Origin of the sequence: Pseudonocardia sp. EV170527-09, from assembly GCF_008369905.1 — a bacterium.
Classification (GTDB): Bacteria; Actinomycetota; Actinomycetes; order Mycobacteriales; family Pseudonocardiaceae; genus Pseudonocardia.
Map to the genome: position 1 here is coordinate 1 of NZ_VRMC01000548.1, position 255 is coordinate 255.

General features: G+C 41.2%; 1 protein-coding gene. It reads right to left on the bottom strand.

Annotation, left to right across the window (positions count from 1 at the left end):
• The coding region (locus FVA95_RS34260) for a reverse transcriptase domain-containing protein (RefSeq protein ID WP_368667397.1) at positions 1-251 on the bottom strand (251 nt) is incomplete at its 3' end.
• Positions 252-255 lie beyond the last annotated feature (4 nt).

The window sequence follows — 255 nt, forward strand, 5'->3', positions numbered from 1 at the left end:
CTACGAAGCTGCTTTACTGAAGTAGGGACTGACCAATTGACAATCTCTGCAATTTTTGATGGGTCTGTGGACACACCATCTCCAGAAATTATATGGCCCAAGTACTCTACTGATGCAGTAGCAAAAGAACACTTTGAGAGCTTTACCTTCAGTTGATGCTGCCTCAGAATTGACAGAGCAATGTTCAAATGATGCTTGTGTTGCTGAAGGTTTTTGCTGTAGACCAATATGTCGTCGAAGAATACCAGTATAAAT